At 63.0% G+C, this 2,587-nt stretch carries 2 protein-coding genes; both read right to left on the bottom strand.

Going from position 1 to position 2,587, the window contains the following annotated elements; all coding sequences use genetic code 11:
- Positions 1 to 195: 195 nt before the first annotated feature.
- Complete coding sequence (locus WB528_RS26470; RefSeq protein WP_423892267.1) at positions 196 to 1,452, bottom strand: hypothetical protein; 1,257 nt, start codon at positions 1,450 to 1,452, stop codon at positions 196 to 198.
- A 52-nt stretch (positions 1,453 to 1,504) separates the two neighbouring features.
- On the bottom strand, positions 1,505 to 2,587 hold a 1,083-nt coding region (locus WB528_RS26465; RefSeq protein ID WP_423892264.1), incomplete at its 5' end, for a formylglycine-generating enzyme family protein.

Genomic DNA, 2,587 nt, shown 5'->3' with positions numbered 1-2,587 from the left:
CTGGAATTGGAGCCGCGCACAGTTCGGCAGCGCCAAGAACGAATCCAAGGGCGATGCCAAGGGCGAACCAAACGAACTCAAGAGCGAACGCCCCGCCGAGCATCGCCCAAGCCGACAAGCGGCAGCTTAGCTCCGCGTCGCTCGACCAGACGAATTCATCCGTCGATCAGAAGGCCTCGGTCCAAGACCGAGGCCTTAGTTTTTTGACGACGGCCGTGCGCCAACGGCCCGCTGGTGGGCCACGAAATTTGCAATGCCGACGGCGGTTTGCAGCGAGTAATCGGTCGATTGCCGGCCGGAATCGAACGGTACGCCGGATCGTAAATTGCGAAACCACCTTGCGGTGTCGGCTTGCGCCGGCGGCAGCATGACGCCCGCAGGCGCTTCGCCGGTCGAATGACACGACAAGCATGATGACGTCGGATAATCGACTGGGCCGCTGAGCCGGCCCTGGTAGCCGAGATGGGGCATGTGCACCGATGGATTGATCCAGGTCTGCGTCAGTGGACCCACGCCCGAATAGTTCGGATCGTCGCCCCACATACCGCCGACTGCGGCGACATTCCTCCATCCGCTGCCGGATTGGCCGCCCGGGCCGCCTCCATAGACGAACGTACCAAAAACCCAGCCGGTCGTATCGGCGACCCGGCGATCCTTGACTGCGACGTCAATCTGCATCAGCGGCAGTTCGAGCACAGCGCGGGGACTTGTGGCGGTCGGATCGGGCTCATTGGCATCGGCATACACATAAGCTCGCCACCGCGGCGCACCCTTCAAATAAGGCACCTCCGCCTCGGAGGCGGTGGTGAATAAAAGCTTGGTGGCGACCGTGCCGTCCGGAAACACAGAGGCGGCGGCATTCGGCGCGCCGCGGTCTTTCCAGATCCGGCCGAGCGTCATGCCACCTGCAGCATTAAAAAACCCGACCGCGTAGCTGCTCCATTCGTGGATTTGCTGCGGCGCCAGCTCATAAGGCCGCGAGACGCGCTCGCGCGTCAGACCGTGAATGAACTCGCGGCCGGTGATGCCGACATCCTGCCACGGCGCATGGTACCAGGCGCGCTTGCGATTCCGCGCTGGATCAAAGCTCGCTTCGGTGTCGGTGCGAAGGTTACCGTCAAAGACATAATCGAGAACCGCGCGCAAATATCTTTCGGTCTGTGTCCTCGGATCGTAGCGCAGCCATGGCTGAACGTCCTGGCTGATCGTTGTCGGATAATTCTGGCTCAAATGGAAAACATGGCCGGTCCAATTCGCGATGGGCGGCATCAGCGCGTCGCAAAACGGCGTGGTGGGCGTATCGCATACGCCCGACAGATAGGCCCTACTGGCGGGCTGCGCGTGGATTGCGGACGAAGACAGAAACAGGAGAGCGGCGAGCAGCGGCGCCCACACTCGTGCTGCCGGATCGATCCGGACATTTCGGCGCTGCGATGCCTGATGTTCGATCATCGTGCCGATCTTAAGCGAACTGCGGCGCGGTACGCGACGCGGACACGCCACCTCACTGGTTCAAATCTCGCGCCACGCGAAAGCCGACGTCGAAGCCGCGCCGATCGGGCGTGCCCTTGTCGCGGCTCGCGGAACGCACGGATTGCGGCGTATCGCGCCAAAAGCCGCCGCCGCGGTCGACCCGATGGCTGCAGTCGCCTCCGGTCCATGCCGAGCCATCCACCGGCACACCATCGTAGTTCGGGTGGTAGCAATCGGTCACCCATTCCCAGACATTGCCGATCGTGTCGAACAGACCGAAGCGGTTCGGCGGAAATGAGCCCACCGGCGCCGTTCGCTTGCCGTCAAATTGGCTGCCACAGCCGTTGCAGTCAGCCATCGGCTTGCCGCCAACCTCAATGTCGGGACCCCACGGATAAGCCGTCTCCGTTCCCGCCCGGGCCATGTATTCGTATTCGGCCTCAGTCAGCAGCCGATATCGCTTGCCGGTCATCTTCGACAGCCACGCCACGTATTGCTGCGCGTCGTCCCAGTCGACGTTGATGGCGGGGCGTGGGCCGCGTCCGAAATCGGCGTCGCGGACATCGGCGCGGCAATCGCCGTACGCCGCGCAGGTGTCCCACTGGTCGAATGTCAATTCGAACTTGGATACCGCCAAGGCCTTGCCGATCGTCACCTGATGCCGGGGCTGTTCGTCACTGCGTCCATTCTCGCTCGGCGCCGACCCCATCATGAAGGCACCGGCGGGTATGACAATCATGTCGGGACAGAAATCTTTGCCCGGCGCCTTGGGCGCACACTCCCTGAAAGCCTTGTTCGGATCGGGCTTAAGCGAGCGCTCCGCTTCGGCCGTGAGCACGTAGGGCCGCACATTGGCGGACGCGAACGGCCGCTCGGTCGCGTACCAACGCCATTGCTGCTTGAGGAATGCTTGATTGATCCAGCCCAACAGGCCGACGATCATGCCGACCAGCAGCATGTAAATGAGGGCGCGAATGCTGCGCGCACGCGTTTGCGCTTTTTTATCGCGCGCGATGCTCAGCGTTACGAAGTCGCGATCGGGCTCGTGCAGATCATTGGCCCGCCGCTTCAGCCAGCTCTGCGCCTGGGCAAGCGCCGCGCCCATCAGCAGCGC

The organism is Bradyrhizobium sp. (assembly GCF_049586575.1).
In the GTDB taxonomy this organism is placed as follows: domain Bacteria; phylum Pseudomonadota; class Alphaproteobacteria; order Rhizobiales; family Xanthobacteraceae; genus Bradyrhizobium.
This window is presented reverse-complemented; position numbering and strand designations above follow the sequence as displayed.

Excerpts from the sequence above, each read along its gene's own strand:
- WB528_RS26470 (WP_423892267.1), bottom strand. The coding sequence starts at position 1,452 with ATGATCGAACATCAGGCATCGCAGCGCCGAAATGTCCGGATCGATCCG.